Genomic DNA, 18,699 nt, shown 5'->3' with positions numbered 1-18,699 from the left:
GGTCATTCATGTGAAACGGACGACACATCGTGAAAATTAACCGGACAGCGACTTCCGGTCGCACCTTGGCCGATCGGTTTTTTTGCATAGCCATCAGGCGTTTACGGAAGCCCTCGGACAAGCCGCCGGCATCAGGCTGAAAGCAACTGCGAAACATTTGCTTTCATCTTCCCCTTCAGGTTCTACCGGCCTCATTCGTCCTATATGGATGAACGGGGCGCATCCAGTCCCCGCAACCCATGGTCGGTGCCCACGACCCCTAACCTACCGTTAGCCTCATGTCGAAAAAGTCCCGCTCCAGACTCTGGTTCCTCGTCCACAGCTGGCTGGCCCTGCCCATCTGGTTCTTCGTCCTGATCGTCTGCGTCACCGGCACCCTGGCGGTGGTCAGCCAGGAGATCGTCTGGCTGGCCAACCCTGACGTCCGGGCCAGCAAGCCCTACGAAGATGCCGAGCCGCTCAGCTTCAGCCAGGTCCTGAAGGCGATCAACGAAGCCCAACCGGACCTCCTGGTCGAATCCATCCAGCGCCCCGACGAAGAGCATTTCGCCCTTACTGCCGAGGTCAGCTATCCCGGCGGCAGCGAGGCGACCCTGTACATCAACCCCTACACCGGCGCCATCCAGGGCGAAAGCCCCTCCTTCGACTTTCGTCAGTTCACCCGTGCCCTGCACGGATGGTGGCTGGTTCCGTTCAACAACGGCTACAGCTGGGGCTGGTACATGGTCTCGCTGCTCGGCCTCCCCATGCTGGCATCGCTCATCACCGGGCTGGTGGTCTATAAACGATTCTGGAAGGGCTTTCTCAAACCCAGATTACGCATCAACCAGGGCGCCCGGATCTTCTGGGGCGACTTCCATCGCCTGAGCGGCATCTGGTCGATCTGGTTCATCGCCCTGATTTCCATCACCGGCACCTGGTTCCTGATCCAGGCCATCCTTGCCGACAACCACGTCACCCTGACCAACGACGGCATCCCTCCGGTCATCGCACGCGCCGACGTGCCCCGCGCCGCACCCGGTCAGAAGGTTCCATACATCGAGCTGGACGAGGCGGTGCGGCTCGTCACCGGGCGTATCCCCAGCCTGGAGGCCAGCGCGGTGTTCCTGCCCGGCAACGCCTACAGCCCGATGTTCGTGGCCGGACGCGGCTGGTATCCGCTCATGTTCCAGTCGGCCGCGCTGAACCCTTATACCGGCAAGATCGAAACCACCCGCCTGCTCAGCGACCGTACCCCCCTGCAGTTCGTCACCGAATCCATGCGTCCCCTGCACACCGGCGATTTCGGCGGTATCTGGGTCAAGCTGATCTGGTTCGTCTTCGGCCTGCTGCTGAGCATGATGGTGCTCAGCGGCCTGCTGATCTGGAGTAAGCGCACCGCACAGGCCACCGCCGCGCTGGTCAAGCGCGGCAAGCGCCCGGCGCACCAGCCGAAACCGGCCAAGCCGGCGCCGGTAATGGCCAACCAGACCGCGGAGGGACAGCCATGAGCAAGGCCGCCGTTGCCCAGCCCGTTTCGCCGCTGCGCCAGTTCTGGCTGCGCTGGCGTTTCCACCTGAACGTTCTGCTGATCCTGATCCCGCTCGGTTTCATGCCGCGTTATTTCGCCGACATGGCGTTGTTCTCTGGCAGCAGCGGACTGGGTGAACGCGAGATCGGCGAAGTCCAGGTAGGCCCCTGGAGTCTCAAGCTCGCCGAATGGCGTATCGAACCGCCGCACGACGAAGGCCCCGCCGGCTTCATGAAGGACTTCAATGCCGCCCTCTGCCAGGCCTGCATTCCCCAGGTCAAGGCGACCTACCTGCGCATCGGCAAGCCGCGCAGCCTGCGTGCCGCCGGGGTGATCTTCTTCGGCAGCCCCTACCGCATGGGCACCAGCGTGCCGATCCCGCCGCGCACCCGGCCCGACGCCGAGCTGTGGATCACCATGGAAGGCTGGGACGGCTCCATGCACCAGGCTTCCATTCCCCTGGCCGAGGCATCCCCCGCCACCGTGGCCTGGCTGAACAAACGAGGTAAGCAATGAGCATCCACACCCGCCCCTGGCGCCTGCCCCTGGCCGCCCTGTTGCTCGGCCTGAGCGGCGCGGCCCTGGCGCACAACCCGATCTGCGAATGCGAGGAAGTGCAGGCCGGCGAGATCCGCTGCAAGGGCGGCTTCTCCGACGGCAGCGGCGCCCCCGGCGTAACCCTCGACGTGATCGGCTACGACGAGCAGATCCTGGTTCCCGGCAAGCTCGGCGCCGACTCGACCCTGACCTTCAAGCGTCCCGACGGCGAGTTCTACGTGCTGTTCGACGCCGGCCCCGGCCACGTGGTGGAAATCGACCACGCCGACATCGCCGCGCCATGAGCGTCGAAACCGTCCGCCCGGCCGGCGCCGGCCACGAAACCCTCTACGTACTGCTCGGCAGCGTGCTGATCCTGGCCCTCGCCGCCACGGTGGTCGGGCTGCGCCAGCAGTCCCATGAAGCGCAAGCCCTGGACGCCCACCAGGTGGACGCCCGGCTCGACCTGAATGCCGCCGAACAGGGCATCTATGCCGACCTGCAGGTCGCCGCCGAAGACATCCAGGCGCGCCTGGACGACGGCGAAGCCGCGCCCTCCGTCGACGAACTGGCCGCCGAGGGCTTCCCGCCCTTCGTCGCCGACGTCGCCGCGAGCAGCCGCGGCGAGCACCGCTGGAGCCACGGCGAAAGCGCCGGGCGTCCGAGCTACCTGGGCGTCAGCGGCAAGCCCGAGGTGGCCGGCTCGTTCCTCCTGCTGCTCGGCCCCGCCGAAGTCTGGCTGAAGCCCGCCGCGACCGCTGCCGGCGCCGTACCGGGCGACGCCCGAGCCCTGGCCGACGCCGGCTGGCGCCAGGTGGTCAGCCGCTTCGACGCCGGCGTGACCCGTCAGCACCGCCATTGATCGCACATCGAGTCCACAGAAGGCGTTTTTCCATGCTGTTCTCCCGTCGCTCATCCCGTCCGCGCGGCCTCGCCGCCCTCCTCCCGGGCCGCGCCCTGCTGGCCGCCCTGCTGCTGGCCCTGCTCGCCCCGCTGGCCCAGGCCGAAGACGGCAAGCGCCTGCGCATCGGCATCACCCTGCACCCCTACTACAGCTACGTGAGCAACATCGTCGGCGACAAGGCCGAGGTGGTGCCGCTGATCCCCGCCGGTTTCAACCCGCATGCCTACGAGCCGCGCGCCGAGGACATCAAGCGCATCGGCACGCTCGACGTGGTGGTGCTCAACGGCGTCGGCCACGACGATTTCGCCGAGCGCATGATCGCCTCCAGCGAAAAGCCCGGTATCCCGGTGATCGAGGCCAACGCCAAGGTGCCGCTGCTGGCCGCCACCGGCATGGCCGCGCGCGGCGCCGGCAAGGTGGTCAACCCGCACACCTTCCTGTCCATCAGTGCCTCGATCACCCAGGTCAACACCATCGCCCGCGAACTGGGCAAGCTCGACCCGGCCAACGCCAAGGCCTACACCCGCAACGCCCGGGCCTACGCCAAGCGCCTGCGGGCCCTGCGCGCCGACGCCCTGGCGCAGCTGAACAAGGCCCCGGCCGCCGACTTCCGCGTCGCCACCATCCACGGCGCCTACGACTACCTGCTGCGCGAATTCGGCCTGGAAGTCACCGCCGTGGTCGAACCGGCCCACGGCATCGAGCCGAGTCCGAGCCAGTTGAAGAAGACCATCGACCAGCTCAAGGCGCTGGACGTGAAGGTGATCTTCTCCGAGATCGACTTCCCCTCCACCTACGTCGAGACCATCCAGCGCGAGTCCGGGGTGAAGCTCTATTCGCTGTCGCACATTTCCTATGGCGACTACAGCGCCGGCAAGTACGAGGAAGAAATGGCGCGCAACCTCGACACCGTGGTCCGCGCCATCCAGGAGTCCGGCGCATGACCGTGGCCGAACGGCTTTGCGCCACGCCTTGCGGGCCGGCCATCGACTTCGCCGGGATCGACCTGAGCCTCGGCGGCAGCCGCATCCTCGATGGCGTGCGCCTGCGCGTCGAGGCCGGCAGCGTGCACGCGCTGGTCGGACCGAACGGCGGCGGCAAGAGTTCGCTGGTCAAGACCCTGCTCGGGCAGATGCCGCATCGCGGCGAGCTGCGCCTGGAGTGGCCCGGCGCGCCCGGCTGCATCGGCTACGTGCCGCAGGCGCTGGAGTTCGACCGCGGCCTGCCGCTCACCGTCGACGATTTCATGGCCGCCATGTGCCAGCGCCGTCCGGCCTTCCTCGGCCTGTCGCGCAGCCGGCGCCCGGCGATCGACGCGGCCCTGGAGCGGGTCGGCATGCTGGCCAAGCGCGGTCGGCGCATGGGCGCCCTCTCCGGCGGCGAGCGCCAGCGCGTGCTGCTGGCCCAGGGCCTGGTACCGCCGCCGCAACTGCTGGTGCTGGACGAACCGATGTCGGCCCTCGACGAGGGCGGCATCCAGGTCTTCGAGCGGCTGCTGCTGGACTGGCGCCAGGCCGGCGTCACCGTGCTCTGGATCGAGCACGACCTGGAGGCCGTCGGCCGCCTCGCCGACCGGGTCAGCGGTCTCAACCGCCACCTGCTGTTCGACGGTCCGGCGGCCAGCAGCCTGACCCCGGAACGCCTGCTCACGCTGTTCTCCACCCAGCCCCGGAAGAACGTGGAGGCCAGCCGATGAACGACGCCTACGAACAACTGCGCCAGGCCGTCCAGGCCTGGGCCGCCGCCGGTTACCTGCCGGAGACCCTGGCCTACGGCTTCGTCGTCAACGCGCTCCTCGCCGGCCTGCTGATCGGCCCGGTGCTCGGCGGCCTCGGCACCCTGGTGGTGGTCAAGCGCTTCGCCTTCTTCTCCGAGGCGGTCGGCCACGCCGCGCTCACCGGCGTGGCCATCGGCATCCTGCTCGGCGAGCCCTACACCGGGCCCTACGGCAGCCTGTTCGGCTACTGCCTGCTGTTCGGCGTCCTACTCAACTACCTGCGCAACCGCACCGGCCTGGCCCCGGACACCCTGATCGGGGTGTTCCTCTCGGTGTCCCTGGCGCTCGGCGCCAGCCTGCTGCTGGTGCTGGCGGGCAAGATCAACGTGCATATCCTCGAGAACGTGCTGTTCGGCTCGGTGCTGACCGTGAACGGCCATGACCTCGCGGTGCTGGCGGCGGTCGCCGTGCTGGTGCCGTGCCTGGCCCTGCCGCTGTACAACCGCATCATGCTGGCCAGCTTCAACCCGCAACTGGCGGCGGTGCGCGGGGTCGCGGTGAAGAGCCTGGACTACCTGTTCGTGGCCCTGGTGACCCTGGTCACCGTCGCCGCGGTGAAAGTGATCGGCGCGATCCTGGTCGGTGCCCTGCTGGTGATCCCGGCGGCGGCGGCGCGCCTGGTCAGCCAGTCGCTGAAAGGGTTCTTCTGGCTGGCGGTGCTGATCGCCACCGTCAGCACGCTGGCCGGTATCCTGTTGCCGATCATGTTCGACCTGCCGATTCCCTCCGGCGCCGCGATCATCCTGGTCGCCGGCCTGGCCTTCGGCCTCGCCGCCATCGCTCGCGGCTGCCTGCCGCACCTGAAAGGAACCCCCGGATGAACCTGAAACCCCATTGCCTCGCCCTGGCCCTGGCTTGCGCCGGACTCGCCGGCCCGCTCCCGGCCCTCGCCGCGACGCCGGCCGCGGCTCAGTCCGCGCAAGTCACGGTACTGGCCAGCCTGCCGGTCACCCACGCCCTCGCCGAACGCCTGCTGCGGGACACCGAGGTCAAGCTGCAACGGGTCGCCCCGGCCAACCTGCCGGCCAGCCGCCAGGCCTCGTTCTTCGCCGGGCGCGGCGCCGGCGGCCTGGCCAAGGCCGCCGGGCAGGCCGACGCGGTGATCGACCTGCGCTCGATCTGGAGCGACGACCCGCTCTACCCGCTGGCCCGCCGTAGCAATATCCGTATCGTCGAGATCGACGCCGCGCGTCCGGTGGACGGCGCCCTGCCCGGCATCGCCCTGCGCCCCGGCAGCGACCTGCATGCCTACCCCTGGCTCAACCCGACCAACCTGGGGCGCATGGCCGATGTCCTTGCCAGCGACCTGGAACGCCTGGCGCCCGGCGCCGCAGCGACCATCCAGGCCAACCTGGCGACGCTGAAGAAGCAATTGCTGGAAGCGACCGCCAGTAACGAAACTCGCCTGGCGAAGGCCGACAACCTCAGCGTGATCAGCCTCTCCGAACGCCTCGGCTACCTGCTCGCCGGGCTCAACCTGGACCCGCTGGACGTGGAGATCCAGGCCGACGACGGTTGGACCGAGACCAATATCCAGGCTTTCGCCGAGGAGCTGAAGAGCGAGGACATCGCCCTGGTCCTGCACCATCGCCAACCACCCAAGCCCCTCGCCGATGCCATCGCCGCCAGCGGCGCACGCCTGGTAGTGGTGGACACCGAGGCGGCGGACCCGGTGGCCGGCCTGGAAAGCGACATGAAAGCGATAGTCGAAGGGCTGCTGGCCGGTAAAGGCTGAGCCGCGCGTCGTAACGAAAAAGGCCGGGGAGCAATACTCCCCGGCCTTTTTTTCGTCGACATCGGACCCGCCGCAGGGCCTATGGCGCCCTCGCGGGCATCAGCAGATCGCCGCCGACTCCACCGCCAACGCCGCGGCGCCCTGCCCCGCGCGCCAGGCCTCGACCTGGCGCTCGACGACCGCCAGCACCTCGGCCTCGCGCTGATGGATGAAGAAGTGCCCGCCGTCGAACAGCTCCAGTTCGAAACCGCTGCGGGTTTCCTCGGCCCAGGCCAGCAACTGTTCCTCGCTGGCCTTGTCCTCCCTGCCGCCAAGCGTTCGGATCGGACAGGCCAGCGGCGGGCGCCGCTGGTGACGGTAGCTGCCGCAGAGCAGGAAATCGGCGCGCAGGATCGGCAGGGTCAGGCTCATCAGCTCGCGGTTGCCCAGCACCTCTTCCGGCGTACCTTGCAGGTCGCGCAGGTCGGCGATCAGCTCGGCGTCGCTCTTCGGTTCGGCGAAACCGCGGTCATACTCGGCGCGTCGCGACGGCGCCGCGGTGCCGCAGGCGAAGAACCCCAGCGGCGTCGGGCAACCCAGCTCGCGCAAGGCATACAGCACCTCGCAGGCGAGCAAGGCGCCGAGGCTGTGGCCGAGCATCGCGTAGGGGCCCTGGCGGACCTCGTCGTGCAGCTCGCGCGCCAGTTGCTGCGCCAGGCTCGCCAGGTCGGTCTGCAACGGCTCGGCCATCCGCGCCCCACGCCCCGGCAACTCCACCGGACGCACCGCCAGCCAGGCCGGCAGCTTGCGCCGCCAGCGGCTGTAGGTCATGGCGCTGGCGCCGGAATACGGCAGGCAGAACAGCCGTACGGGCGTACCGCCCACTCAGCCGGCCGCCTTGTCCATGTGCTGGCGCAGGCTCAGCGGGCGCATGTCGGTCCAGACTTCCTCGATGTAGGCCAGGCAGTCCTTCTTCAGGCCGCTCTTGCCGGCCGCCCGCCAGCCCTGGGGAATCTCCTTGTATTCCGGCCAGATGGAATACTGCTCCTCATGGTTGACCACTACCTGGAACTGGATGTCGTCACGGTCGAACACTGAAGTCATTGCTTGCTCCTGATGGGATCGAACGGCCGCGCGCAGCACGGCCCTTGCGTTGGATAACGAAAAGCCCGGCGGGAAAATTAGCCGGCCAGCGCCGCGCCGAGGGCGCGGGCGAAACGCCGGGCCACCTCGTCGATCTGTTCGGCGCCGATGATCAGCGGCGGCAGGAAGCGCACCACGCTGCCGTGGCGGCCGCCCAGTTCGAGGATCAGGCCGCGCCTCAGGCACTCGCGCTGGACCCGCGAGGCCAGGGCGCCGTCGGTCGGCGGATGACCGAGGGCATCCGCCTCGCCCTGCGGGTCGACGATCTCGACCCCGAGCATCAACCCCCGACCGCGGATATCGCCCAGTTGCGGATAGTCGCGCTGGAGGATGCGCAGGTGCTCGGCCAGGCGCTCGCCCATGGCCGCCGCGTGGGCCGCCAGGTCGTGTTCCTTCAGGTAGCGCATCACCGCCGAACCGGCGGCCATGGCCATCTGGTTGCCGCGGAAGGTGCCGGCGTGGGCGCCGGGCTGCCACTTGTCCAGCCATTCGCGGTAGACCACCACCGCCAGCGGCAGGCTGCCGCCGATGGCCTTGGACAGCACCACCACGTCGGGGACGATGCCGGCGTGCTCGAAGGCGAACATCCTGCCGGTACGGGCGAAGCCGCTCTGGATCTCGTCGACGATCAGCGCCACCCCGGCCTGCTCGGTGATCCGCCGCAAGCCGCGCAGCCAGTCGAGATCGGCCGGGACCACGCCGCCCTCGCCCTGGACCACCTCGACGATCACCGCCGCCGGCAACTGCACGCCGCCTTCCGGATCGTTCAGCAGGTTCTCCAGGTAGTGCAGGTTCGCCTTGACCCCCGCCTCGCCGCCGAGACCGAACGGGCAACGGTAATCGTAGGGATACGGCAGGAACTGCACGCCCGTGCTGAGCACCGCGCCCAGCGGCTTCTTCGGTCCGAGATTGCCCATCAGCCCCAGCGCGCCCTGGCTCATGCCGTGGTAGCCGCCCTGGAACGACAGGATGGTGCTGCGCCCGGTGGCGGTGCGTACCAGTTTCAGCGCGGCTTCCACCGCGTCGGTGCCGGTCGGGCCGCAGAACTGGATCTTCGCCTCGGCGGCCAGCGCCGGCGGCAGCAGGTCGAACAGGTCCTGGACGAACTGGTCCTTCACCGGGGTGGTCAGGTCGAGGGTGTGCAGCGGCAGCTCGTCGGCCAGAACCTGGCGGATCGCCTCGATCACCACCGGATGGTTGTGCCCCAGCGCCAGGGTGCCGGCGCCGGCCAGGCAATCGATGAAGGTGCGCCCCTCGACGTCCTCCACCAACAGTCCCCTGGCCTTCTTCAGCGCCAGCGGAATCCGCCGCGGATAGCTGCGCGCGTTGGACTCCTGGCGGCTTTGCCGTTCCAGCAAGGGCGACTGGGAGAATTCGTAGAGCGTTTCGCCCTCCGCCGGGGTGGCGCGGAGCGGCTGGTCTTCGATGACGCTGGTGGCGACGTGCATGTCTTCAACCCTCAAGGCGTGGTGGTGTTCCACTGGCAACCGGCGATCCGGCCGCCAGGGGCGGCATTCGCGGATCGGATGCACAGGAGACGCAGGAGGGACGCACGGATTTACTGCGCCGGACCGCAGCACCGTGCCCGGACCGCCAGCTCCGGCCCGGACACCGTCGAGCGGGCCGCTAGTCGGCGCCCGCGGCGCTCACCCGCCAGATCGCGTTGCCGACGTCGTCGGCGATCAGCAACGCGCCGTCGGCCGCCTGCGCCAACCCCACCGGCGCGCCGAACAACTGCTTCTCGTCCGCGGAGACGAACCCGGTCACCACCGGCTGCGGCGCACCGGCGGGCTTGCCGTCGGCGAACGGCACATGGACCACCTGGAAGCCGCTGACCGGCGATCGGTTCCAACTGCCGTGCTCGCTGACGAAGGCGCCGTTGCGATAGCGCTCGGGCAACTCGTTGCCGGTGTAGAAGAACAGGCCCAGCGCGGCCACGTGGGAACCCAGCGCGTAGTCGGGGACGATGGCCTTCGCCACCAGGTCGGGACGCTGCGGCTTCACCCGCGAATCCAGGTGCTGGCCGAAGTAGCTGTAGGGCCAGCCGTAGAAGCCGCCCTCCCGTACCGAGGTCAGGTAGTCCGGGACCAGGTCGTTGCCGATCTCGTCACGCTCGTTGACGATGGTCCACAGCTTGCCGGAGACCGGTTCCCACTGCAGGCCGGTCGGGTTGCGCAGGCCGGAGGCGTAGATGCGGCTGCCGCGGCTGGCGACGTCCACCTCGAGAATCGCCGCGCGACGGTATTCGATCGCCGCGCCGTTCTCGGTGATGTTGCTGTTCGAACCGACGCCCACGTAGAGCTTGCGCCCGTCGGGACTGGCGAGCAGCGCCTTGGTCCAGTGGTGGTTGATGGTGTCCGGCAGGTCGGTGAACTCCATCCCCGGGTCGGCGACCCGGGTTTCACCCGGCACGTAGCGGTAGCGCATGATATTCCCGGTATTGGCGACATACAGGTAATCCCCCACCCGCTGCACGCCGAACGGCGAGTCCAGCCCTTCCAGGAACACGTACTTCTGCCAGTGGTCTCCGGCGCGGCGCAGCAGGGTGATGCGGTTGCCGCCCTTGCCGGCCTTGCCGGACTTCCCCTTGACCATCCCCGCGATGAGTTGCTTCGGCGTGGTCACCGGCGCGGTGCCGGGCGAGTTGGCCTCCACCACCAGCACATCGCCGTTGGGCAAGACCAGCAGTTGGCGAGGGTGTTGCAAGCCATCGGCGATCTTCTCGATCTTCAGGCCCTGCGCCACCGTCGGCTGGGCCTCTCCCGACCAGCCCACGCCTTCCGGTACCTTCATCGGCGGCAGGAGGAAGTGCTTCGGTTCCGGAAGCGCCGGATTGGCGCCGGTCTGCTGCTGCGGATCGTTCTGCGACCCCTGGTTGCAGCCGGCCAGGACCAGGCCGACGGCAAGCGCGACGGGACGCAGCGAGTGGAGGCTAGCCATGCGCCACCTCCTCCGCGGATACCGCCAGGAGCGCCTCTCCCAGCGCCAGCAGCAGCACCGTCGCGATCGACAGCCATAGCCCGGCCGGCATCACCGCATAGGCGTCGCGGCTGTGCACGAAGGCATTGAAGATGGCCAGGACGATGCCGGCGAACTTCAGCAAGGAGGAAACCCTGGCCGCCGCGACGACCGCCGCGCGCCGCAGCAGCCATACGCGGCACAGGTCGACGATGCAGGGCAGGATGGCGAACAGCAGGCCGAGACTGATCAGCCAGGCCGCGCTCTTGCCCCACATCACCTCCGCCGTGGTGAAATAGATGGCATCGAAGACCAGGGCGGCGACGAAGAAACCGAAGGGAACCGGGTTGAGGACGTTGTAGAAGGCGTCCAGGGGTCTGAAGCGTAGTGCGGTGGCCATTGTGAAACACTCCTCTCGGGAAACGCAGGCTTCCCGACGTGAAGGGACGGGCAGGAGATACGCGCCGCCGAGGCCCTGCACAAAACGCAGGCGGCGGGGAGCGACACGGCGAAACGGCAACTGGGGGCGCTCGCGCCCCTTCTGCGAAGGACCTGCGCGAAACGCTGGAGTTCATCCACAAGGACCTGTCGGAAGCGATAGGTACGTTGGCGACCCTTGCGATGGAACTTCGTGCGCCGCGACTCACCGAAACAGGGGTAGCGCCCTTCCCGGCCCTCCCGCCGGGTTGCCACGCCGCCCCAGGCGCACTCCGCCGGCGACCGATCCGCGCCCGGCGTTTGCCGAAGAGGAGACAGCCGATGCCTGATCGAACCGCTCTGCCCCGCGTCTTGCTCGCGGCCTGGGTCCTGCTCCTCCAGGGCGGCGGTGGCGAGTACCCGCTGCAGGACGGTTTCGGCTGATCCAACGGCGTCACCCTGCAACCGCTCCGACTCTACGGCCCGGGCGCCGGCCGCTGAGCCTCAGCCCGGCGCCAGGTACTGGCGCTGCGCGGTGTCGGCGAAGCCAGCGGCGAGAAAGTCGATCAGCGCGCGGACCGAAGGCAACAGCCCGCGCCGCGAGGGGAACACCGCCACCACCATGCCCTCCACCGGCGTCCACTCCGGCAGCACCCGCACCAACCGGCGCTCGGCCAGGTCGCGACTGACCACGCAGAGCGGCAGGCCGCCGATCCCGACGCCCTCCAGCACCGCCTGGCGCAAGGTGCCGAGGTCGTCGCTGAGCAGTTGCGGGCGCAGGTTGAGGGCGGCGCTGCTGCCATCCGCGCCGACCAGCCGCAGGCTGCCGTCCAGGCGCGAACGCTCCCAGCCGACGTAGGGCATCGCCGACAGGTCGGCCGGCAGCTCCGGCGGGCGGTAGCGGGCCAGCAGCTCCGGGCTGGCCACCAGCACCTGCGGGCTGCGTGCCAGCACCTTCATCACCAGGTCGCTGTCCTCCAGCGGCGGGAAACGCAGCGACAGCGAGACGTCGTAGCCTTCGGCGATCACGTCGACCCGGCGATTGAAGGTCTTCACGTACAGCTCGACGTTCGGGTACTGCGCCATGAAGCGCGCCAGCATCGGCGCCAGTTCGAAGTGCAGCAACGGCGTCGAGCAGGTCAGGCGGACCATTCCGCACGGCTCCGAGCGGTTCTGTTCGATGACGTCCTCGGCGGCCTCCGCTTCCACCGTCATCGCCACGCAATGACGGTAATAGGCCTGGCCGATCTCGGTCACCTGGAATTGCCGCGTCGAGCGCTGCACCAGGCGCACGCCCAGGCGTGCCTCGAGCTGCGCGACCTTGCGGCTGATGGTCGACTTGGGAATTCCCAGCACCCGCCCGGCGGGGGCGAAACCACCGTGCTCGACCACCTTGGCATAGATGAAAAGCGCGTTCAGATCGAACACCAGCTCACCACTCATCGTTCCACCTGCGAGACTCTGAGACTTGATTTGCGGACTACCGGTTCCCACTCCCGGGAACTAGCGTATCGCTCCATCGACTCAATCGAGGAGCACCGACGTGAAAAAGGTCCTGGGAATCTACGGCAACGCCAACCGCCATTGGGTGGGCGACGGATTCCCCGTTCGTTCGCTCTTTTCCTACAACACACTGGGCCAGCATATCAGCCCGTTCCTCTTGCTGGACTACGCCGGGCCTGCTGATTTCCCCCCCGCACAGCAGCGCCGCGGCGTAGGCCAGCATCCTCATCGCGGCTTCGAGACGGTGACCATCGTCTACCAGGGCGAGGTCGAGCACCACGACTCCACCGGCGCCGGCGGACGCATCGGGCCGGGGGATGTGCAGTGGATGACGGCGGCCTCCGGGATCCTCCACGAGGAGTACCACTCGGAACGCTTCCGTAGCACAGGTGGAACGCTGGAAATGGTCCAGCTATGGGTCAACCTGCCCTCCAGCGACAAGATGAACCCGCCGCGCTACCAGACCCTGCTGGATGCCGACATTCCCCGCGTCGGCCTGCCCGACAGGGCCGGCGAACTGCGGGTGATCGCCGGACGCTACGGGCGCCACCAGGGGCCGGCGCTGACCCACTCGCCGCTGGCGGTCTGGGACGTGCAGCTGAAGGCCGGCAAGCACCTCGCCCTCGACCTGCCCAAGGGACATACCTGCGCCGTGGTGGTCCTGCGCGGCACCCTCGCGGTCGGCGACGAGATCGTTCGCGAAGCCCAGGTCGCCCTGCTCGACCGCGACGACCCGCGGCTGGAACTGGAAGCCAACAACGACGTGCAGTTGCTGGTGCTCAGCGGCGAGCCGCTGGACGAGCCGATCATCGGCTATGGCCCCTTCGTGATGAGCAGCCGCGAAGAAATCGACCAGGCCATCGAGGACTTCGAGAACGGGCGCTTCATCCGCGCCCACTGAAGTCCGCCGCCCCTACGACATGGCCCGCGCAGGAAGCGCGGGCCCGGCCGGGCTTTGCCCGAAACTCACGGACGACCACCCTGCAAGAGGAAATGGAAATGAGCGCTCCCGCCAACTTCAACGGCCAGACCCCGAAGATCGATCCGGCCAACGCCGCCATGTTGCTGATCGACCACCAGAGCGGCCTGTTCCAGACGGTCAAGGACATGCCGATGACCGAACTGCGCGCCAACGCCACCACCCTGGCCAAGGTCGCCACCCTGGCGAAGATCCCGGTGATCACCACCGCCTCGGTACCGCAGGGCCCCAACGGCCCGCTGATCCCGGAGATCCACGAGGCCGCGCCGCACGCCCAGTACGTCGCGCGCAAGGGTGAGATCAATGCCTGGGACAACCCGGAATTCGTCGCCGCGGTGAAGGCCACCGGCAAGAAGCAACTGATCATCGCCGGCACCATCACCAGCGTGTGCATGGCCTTCCCCAGCATCGCCGCGGTACACGACGGCTACCAGGTGTTCGCGGTGATCGACGCCTCCGGCACCTACTCCAAGATGGCCCAGGAAGTCACCCTGGCACGGGTGGTCCAGGCCGGCGTGGTGCCGATGGACACCGCCGCGGTCTGCTCGGAAATCCAGCGCACCTGGAACCGCGACGACGCTGTGCAGTTCGCCGAGGCCTACAGCGCGGTCTTCCCGCACTACCAACTGCTGATCGAGAGCTATGCCAAGGCCCAGGCCGTGGTCACCAACCACGAGCAACTGGACTCGCAGCGCAAGTGATCCATGGGAAGGAAGGGGCGGCATGCCCCTTCCTTCCCGAGCGGGTGCTTGGTGGACAGCAACGACTACGGACCGGACCCATGCCTGATTCCTCCACGAAGCGCGGGGCTACGCTCTGCGTTGCCCTTGCCATAGGTCCGGGCTCGCTCCTGGCCGACGACTCCCTGGGCCATCGCGACAACATCAGCACCGGCCTGAACCAGCGGCAGAAAGCCGAAATGAAGGTGCCGCCGGGCTTCGTCGAAGGCTCGACGCTGAACGGTTTCCTCCGCAACTACTATTTCGCCCGCGACAACCACGACACCCCGTCCCGCCGCGACCAGCGCGAATGGGCCCAGGGCCTGATGCTGTCGTTCCGCTCCGGCTATACCGACACGCCGATAGGCATCGGCCTGGATGCGCACGCCTTCTACGGCCTGCGCCTGGACGGCGGTGGCGGCAGCGGCGGCGCCGGCGTGTTGCCGCTGGACTCCGCCGGTCGCCCCGCCGACAGCTTCTCCGCCGCCGGCGCGGCCCTCAAGCTGCGCGGCCTGGACAGCCTGGTGAAGATCGGCGACCAGTTGCTGGAGAACCCGGTGATCGCCAGCGGCGTCAGTCGCATGGTGCCGCAGAGCTACCGTGGCGTGACCCTGAAGAACTACCATTTCCGCGCGTTCGAACTGGACGCCGGCTTCGTCGAAGCCACCCGCCTACGCAACCAGAGCGGCCACAGTCATCTCACCAGCGGCTACGGCAACGGCACCAAGGGCGGTATCGCCGCCGATCGCGAAAGCCCGCACATCGCCTGGCTGGGCGCCAGCTACAGCGCCCCCGGCGGCAGCCAGGTGACGCTCTACAGCGGCCGCCTGGCGGATATCTGGAACCAGCACTACCTCGGCCTCAGCCAGCCGTGGCGGCTTTCCAGCCAATTGACCCTGACGCCCTGGCTGCATTACTACAAGACCCGCGACCAGGGCCGCAGCCAGCTCGGCCGGATCGACAACGACCTCTACAACGCCGGCCTGACCCTGGCCGGCGGCGGCCAGTCGCTGAGCCTCAGCCTGCAAAAGGTCGATGGCGACACCCCGTTCGACTTCATCGCGCAGAACGACCGGACCTTCCTCTACGAAAGCAACGCCATGCAGTACGCCGACTTCAACGGCCCCGGCGAGCGCTCGTGGAAGATCCAGTACCAGGCCAGCCTGGCCTTCCTCGCCGCCCCGGACTGGCAGTTCGGCGCCGCCTACGGCCGTGGCCAGGCCGACCTGACCCGGGTCGACCCGGACAGCGCGGGCTACGGCTACCTCTACAACCCCAATGGCAAGAACGCCCAGCACTGGGAACGCGACCTGTCGCTGCGCTACGCCTTCCCCGCCGGCCCGGCCAAGGGCCTCAGCGTGACCCTGCGCTGGGCCACCCACCGCCCCGGCGAAGGCTACACCGCCCCCGGCAACACCCGCGGCAACTCCAGCTCCGACGAATACCGGGTGGTGGTCGACTACCCGATCAGGTTGCTCTGAACCCACGGAACCAGAAAAAGAGAAATCCCCTCATGCGTGCAGCCCTGCTACCCACCTTCGGCGCCCTCTCCGCCGCGCTCTGCCTGGAGGCCCGCGCCGACGCCGTCGCGCTGCCGCCGCTGGCGCTCGGCAACGCCAGCTTCATGGACGGCGTCAGCCGTCCCGGCATGCTCTTCGAACTGCCCCTGCAATACGTTCGGGCGAACAACGCCAGCGACGCCGGCGGGCATTCGGTTCCCGGTCGGCAACGGGTTCGTAGCACCACACTGTTGCCGCACTTCGCCTACCTCAGCCAGAACACCCTGCTCGGCGCCCACTACGGAGCCGAAGTGCTGCTGCCGCTGGTACGCCTGGACCTCGATATCGACGGCGGCCCGGACGGCCGGCGCACCCGCCAGGGCGACCTGATCGTCAGCCCGCTGATGCTGCAATGGGGGCCCGCTACGCTGTTCGGCCGCCCCTACTGGCAGCGCCTGAACTTCGTCTTCTCCCTGCCCACCGGCGACTACGACAAGGACGCCGCGATCAACACCGGCAGCAACACCTGGATCTTCAACCCGCACTACGCCTTCACCTGGGAACTGGGCGAGCGCCTCGAACTCAGCGGCCGCCTGCACTACGCCTGGATCAGCCGCAACGACGCCCCCTCGCCGCGCCTGGGCGCAAACGACGTACAGCCGGGCCAGGCGCTGCACGCGAACTTCTCGATTTCCTACGCGCTGGACCCGCACTGGCGGATCGGCCTGGCCGGCTACCAGTTGAAACAGATCAGCGCCGACCGCATCGACGGCCACCGGCAGGCCGACTCGCGCGAGCAGGTCTTCGGCATAGGCCCGGGGGTGATGTACAGCCAGGGCAGGCAAACGCTGTTCGCCAACCTCTACGCCGAAAGCGGCGCGCGCAACCGCAGCGAAGGCAACCAACTGACCCTGCGCTACCTGCTGGCGTTCTGAATCGGCGGATAACGCCCTGGAAACGCCGACACCTCCCCGGGTCCGTAGGGCGAATAACCGCTCGCGGTTATCCGCCGCTTATCCGGGGTATCGGCGGATACCGCCTATGGCGGTATTCGCCCTACACACCCCGAAAACACCGGAAAGCGTCCAGGTCCGTAGGGCGGATAACCGGGGTATCGGCGGATACCGCCTGTGGCGGTATTCGCCCTACAGGCCCTGGAAACGCCGGACAGCTCCCCCGGACATTTCCGCAGGCTCTCTCAGAAGCCCGGGAATTGGATAAAAACCCAGTAGGAGGATGAGGGAGGGGCCGGCAAATCCATCCCGCAGGAACAGGACCGAACGGCACTGCCCTCTATTTTCTGAGGGCAAAAAAGACGCGGGCCGCAGGTGCGGGAACACCTACGACCCGCTAACCACAAACCAGCTTATAAAGGAGCTGACCCATGGCTAAGCCGAATGATACGTCCAACCCCGAGCTAACAGAATCGTCCCCCCGCTTCGTCCCGCTGCTCCCCACCTCCCAGGCCGACATGTGTCCGCGTAGCGCCACCCTGTACGTGGACACCCATGCACTCCCCACACACTTGTTCGACAACGCGAAAGTGCGCTTGAGGTCGGCGATCAACATCCTGGCCATGACCCGTTTGCTCGATGAGAAAGAAGAGCCCGGCGGCACCCTGGCCTACATCAACGGTGCGTTGCTGTCGCTGCTCAGCGATGCCTTGTCCGAAATCGAGGCGGGCCACCCGAGCCTGTAGCGCCGCTCCCCGGCGCGACGCCCCCGGCCTGGCCGGGGGCTTTGCGGCATCGCCCATCACAAGACCTTTCGCGCCCGAACGGCACGCTTGATCGCCGTCCCGGTCCTCGCGAAACGGCCGCCAATTGCCCGAAGCTTCCGACCCTTTTTTCGGACGATTTCTTACACCCTTATAAATCAGCAAGTTACGAGACATCGAGAAAGAGGGTTTCTGGCAGGGAAAAACCCGCCGCTCCTGTTTTCCGCCAAATGGCTATAGGTTTTCCGGGCCAGCCCAGTGCCACGCAGGTCACCAGGAAATGCTCAGGGAACGGGTTCGGCTGCGAACAGTTCACCGCCATATAGACAGTGGACAAGAGCCTACCCTCATACGCCTAGCTGTTCAGCGGGCTTGTGCCATCGGAGACTTCGTACAAGGCTTAGCCATTGCCGTCCTACAGGCGCTGTCAGTAGGCTTTTTTCGCCGGCGACTTCGGTTCCCGGCAGGCCACAGCCTGCTGGCCCAACACCCACGAGCGGCCTGTCTCCCTGCCGCGCCGGCAGAAGCCAGGCAGCGGACAGCTCAGAGAAGGATTTCTCCTATGCACGGCCATACCCAGCTTGCCCCGCACTACTTCTTCCGACAGCAGCGATTGCTGCGCGCGCTGCTGATCGACGACCAGGCCTGGTTCGTCCTCGACGACTTCGCCCGGCTCATCGAACACAGCCAGCCCGAACAGATGCTCGCCCGCCTGGACGACGACCAGGCGCGCCGCGAGTCGTTGCGTTCCGAACGTGGCGAAGACCAGGCGCAGTGGCTGATCAGCGAGTCCGGCGCGTATGCCGCGCTGATCTACCAGCAGCGCGGCGATGGCGGCGAATTGCGCCGCTGGCTCAGCGGCGAGGTGGTGCCGGAGTTGCGCAGCGCCACCGACGACAGCGGCGTGCCGCGCTACGTCAAGTTGCGCTGGGAGCGCCAGGTGGTGCACATGCTCGACTGGCAGGGCAAGCTCTGGGTGAATTTCAGCGAGATGCCCGACCTCCTCGAACGCCAGGGCGAGCCCATGGTGCAACTGGGTTGGCGACGCTGGTTGAGCAAGTTGCGGCCGCTCTAGGCGCCGCTCTAGCGTCGTGTTGGGCGGGGCCTGTCAGTTCTGCCAGCTTAAGCGGCGCGGCGCCATCCATTAACAATAGAGCAACGACTCAGGCCTAGCCTCTCCTTTCCCACGGACAGCACGAAACCGCTGGCATGAAGATAACGCGAAACCTTCTGGACGATCTCTACACGGATGACCAGGGCAGCCAGGACCTGACGGGCCTCCGTCAGCCTCGCAAGATGCGTCGTGAAACCAAGGAGAAGCC

20 protein-coding genes and 1 pseudogene are annotated in these 18,699 nt (G+C 67.6%); 15 read left to right on the top strand and 6 right to left on the bottom strand.

The window, feature by feature from the left end; all coding sequences use genetic code 11:
* Positions 1 to 278 precede the first annotated feature (278 nt).
* The 8 genes from LE197_RS08375 to LE197_RS08340 are packed head-to-tail and all read left to right on the top strand — an operon-like array spanning position 279 to position 6,463.
* A complete protein-coding gene (locus tag LE197_RS08375; RefSeq protein ID WP_031692913.1) occupies positions 279 to 1,490 on the top strand; it encodes a PepSY-associated TM helix domain-containing protein in 1,212 nt (403 codons plus the stop codon).
* Positions 1,487 to 2,026, top strand: a complete 540-nt coding sequence (locus LE197_RS08370) for a hypothetical protein (protein ID WP_003111932.1) — start codon at positions 1,487 to 1,489, stop codon at positions 2,024 to 2,026. The genes LE197_RS08375 and LE197_RS08370 overlap by 4 nt, the downstream gene beginning before the upstream one ends.
* Positions 2,023 to 2,352, top strand: coding sequence for a hypothetical protein (locus LE197_RS08365; protein ID WP_003089624.1), 330 nt, complete (start codon positions 2,023 to 2,025; stop codon positions 2,350 to 2,352). The genes LE197_RS08370 and LE197_RS08365 overlap by 4 nt, the downstream gene beginning before the upstream one ends.
* Positions 2,349 to 2,909, top strand: a complete 561-nt coding sequence (locus LE197_RS08360) for a DUF6162 family protein (RefSeq protein WP_031692911.1) — start codon at positions 2,349 to 2,351, stop codon at positions 2,907 to 2,909. The genes LE197_RS08365 and LE197_RS08360 overlap by 4 nt, the downstream gene beginning before the upstream one ends.
* A 32-nt stretch (positions 2,910 to 2,941) precedes the next feature.
* On the top strand, positions 2,942 to 3,895 hold the full coding sequence (locus tag LE197_RS08355; RefSeq protein WP_031692910.1) for a metal ABC transporter substrate-binding protein: 954 nt from the start codon (positions 2,942 to 2,944) through the stop codon (positions 3,893 to 3,895).
* Complete coding sequence (locus LE197_RS08350) at positions 3,892 to 4,647, top strand: metal ABC transporter ATP-binding protein (RefSeq protein ID WP_014602888.1); 756 nt, start codon at positions 3,892 to 3,894, stop codon at positions 4,645 to 4,647. Before LE197_RS08355 ends, LE197_RS08350 begins: the two co-directional genes overlap by 4 nt.
* A complete protein-coding gene (locus LE197_RS08345) occupies positions 4,644 to 5,549 on the top strand; it encodes a metal ABC transporter permease (protein WP_003106903.1) in 906 nt (301 codons plus the stop codon). The genes LE197_RS08350 and LE197_RS08345 overlap by 4 nt, the downstream gene beginning before the upstream one ends.
* A complete protein-coding gene (locus LE197_RS08340; protein WP_003111290.1) occupies positions 5,546 to 6,463 on the top strand; it encodes a metal ABC transporter solute-binding protein, Zn/Mn family in 918 nt (305 codons plus the stop codon). Before LE197_RS08345 ends, LE197_RS08340 begins: the two co-directional genes overlap by 4 nt.
* 99 nt (positions 6,464 to 6,562) lie before the next feature.
* Here the strand turns inward: LE197_RS08340 and LE197_RS08335 are convergent, their stop codons facing one another.
* The 5 genes from LE197_RS08335 to LE197_RS08315 all read right to left on the bottom strand — a co-directional run bounded on the left by LE197_RS08335 (position 6,563) and on the right by LE197_RS08315 (position 10,943).
* Positions 6,563 to 7,327 (bottom strand): thioesterase II family protein, encoded by a 765-nt coding sequence (locus tag LE197_RS08335; RefSeq protein ID WP_003105945.1) that lies wholly within the window; start codon positions 7,325 to 7,327, stop codon positions 6,563 to 6,565.
* A complete protein-coding gene (locus LE197_RS08330; protein ID WP_003089636.1) occupies positions 7,328 to 7,546 on the bottom strand; it encodes an MbtH family protein in 219 nt (72 codons plus the stop codon). It lies immediately after the preceding gene.
* A gap of 77 nt (positions 7,547 to 7,623) precedes the next feature.
* Complete coding sequence (locus LE197_RS08325; protein ID WP_015502875.1) at positions 7,624 to 9,033, bottom strand: aspartate aminotransferase family protein; 1,410 nt, start codon at positions 9,031 to 9,033, stop codon at positions 7,624 to 7,626.
* Positions 9,034 to 9,211: 178 nt separating this feature from the next.
* Complete coding sequence (locus LE197_RS08320) at positions 9,212 to 10,525, bottom strand: PQQ-dependent sugar dehydrogenase (RefSeq protein WP_031692908.1); 1,314 nt, start codon at positions 10,523 to 10,525, stop codon at positions 9,212 to 9,214.
* Positions 10,518 to 10,943 (bottom strand): membrane protein, encoded by a 426-nt coding sequence (locus LE197_RS08315; protein ID WP_031692907.1) that lies wholly within the window; start codon positions 10,941 to 10,943, stop codon positions 10,518 to 10,520. The genes LE197_RS08320 and LE197_RS08315 overlap by 8 nt, the downstream gene beginning before the upstream one ends.
* A gap of 419 nt (positions 10,944 to 11,362) precedes the next feature.
* Here LE197_RS08315 and LE197_RS08310 point away from each other — a divergent pair.
* Positions 11,363 to 11,461, top strand: a pseudogene (locus LE197_RS08310) (trehalase family glycosidase); the annotation flags it as partial.
* 3 nt (positions 11,462 to 11,464) lie between these two features.
* Here the strand turns inward: LE197_RS08310 and LE197_RS08305 are convergent.
* Positions 11,465 to 12,403 (bottom strand): LysR substrate-binding domain-containing protein, encoded by a 939-nt coding sequence (locus tag LE197_RS08305; RefSeq protein WP_023108129.1) that lies wholly within the window; start codon positions 12,401 to 12,403, stop codon positions 11,465 to 11,467.
* Between the two features lie 100 nt (positions 12,404 to 12,503).
* On the opposite strand from LE197_RS08305, the gene LE197_RS08300 reads away from it, so the two are divergent.
* The 6 genes from LE197_RS08300 (at position 12,504) to LE197_RS08275 (ending at position 18,452) form a co-directional block, all read left to right on the top strand.
* Entirely contained in the window at positions 12,504 to 13,364 is an 861-nt protein-coding gene (locus LE197_RS08300; protein ID WP_003089646.1) for a pirin family protein, read from the top strand.
* 98 nt (positions 13,365 to 13,462) lie between these two features.
* Positions 13,463 to 14,143, top strand: a complete 681-nt coding sequence (locus tag LE197_RS08295; protein ID WP_004349911.1) for a hydrolase — start codon at positions 13,463 to 13,465, stop codon at positions 14,141 to 14,143.
* Between the two features lie 80 nt (positions 14,144 to 14,223).
* Positions 14,224 to 15,642, top strand: coding sequence for an OprD family porin (locus LE197_RS08290; RefSeq protein ID WP_031692905.1), 1,419 nt, complete (start codon positions 14,224 to 14,226; stop codon positions 15,640 to 15,642).
* A gap of 32 nt (positions 15,643 to 15,674) precedes the next feature.
* The gene (locus LE197_RS08285; RefSeq protein WP_031692904.1) at positions 15,675 to 16,595 is read left to right on the top strand and encodes a transporter; all 921 of its coding nucleotides are present in this window, start codon (positions 15,675 to 15,677) and stop codon (positions 16,593 to 16,595) included.
* Positions 16,596 to 17,044: 449 nt separating this feature from the next.
* A complete protein-coding gene (locus LE197_RS08280) occupies positions 17,045 to 17,359 on the top strand; it encodes a hypothetical protein (protein ID WP_023084221.1) in 315 nt (104 codons plus the stop codon).
* Positions 17,360 to 17,939: 580 nt separating this feature from the next.
* A complete protein-coding gene (locus LE197_RS08275) occupies positions 17,940 to 18,452 on the top strand; it encodes a Bro-N domain-containing protein (protein ID WP_023131799.1) in 513 nt (170 codons plus the stop codon).
* The last annotated feature ends 247 nt before the right edge of the window (positions 18,453 to 18,699 follow it).

Origin of the sequence: Pseudomonas sp. PS1(2021), from assembly GCF_020405165.1 — a bacterium.
In the GTDB taxonomy this organism is placed as follows: Bacteria; Pseudomonadota; Gammaproteobacteria; order Pseudomonadales; family Pseudomonadaceae; genus Pseudomonas; species Pseudomonas aeruginosa.
Note: the sequence above shows the minus strand (reverse complement) of the source record. Positions and strands in the feature narration are given on the sequence as shown.